This is a genomic window from Adlercreutzia sp. DFI.6.23, assembly GCF_024462535.1.
Lineage (GTDB): Bacteria > Actinomycetota > Coriobacteriia > Coriobacteriales > Eggerthellaceae > Adlercreutzia > Adlercreutzia rubneri.
Map to the genome: position 1 here is coordinate 1 of NZ_JANGBP010000865.1, position 257 is coordinate 257.

At 61.1% G+C, this 257-nt stretch carries 1 rRNA gene; it reads right to left on the minus strand.

Annotated elements, in window-relative coordinates:
- Positions 1-37: 37 nt before the first annotated feature.
- A 16S ribosomal RNA gene (locus tag NE591_RS15805) occupies positions 38-257 on the minus strand; the annotation flags it as partial.

Genomic DNA, 257 nt, shown 5'->3' on the forward strand with positions numbered 1-257 from the left:
TGGGGAGGATGAGAACGGCTCTAGGTTGTCTCCCTAGAAAGGAGGTGATCCAGCCGCACCTTCCGGTACGGCTACCTTGTTACGACTTCACCCCCCTTACCCTCCACACCTTCGACGCCTCCGCCCCTAAAAGGGTTCGGCCGGCGGCTTCGGGTGCAGACGACTCGGGTGGTGTGACGGGCGGTGTGTACAAGGCCCGGGAACGTATTCACCGCGGCATGCTGATCCGCGATTACTAGCAACTCCGACTTCACGCA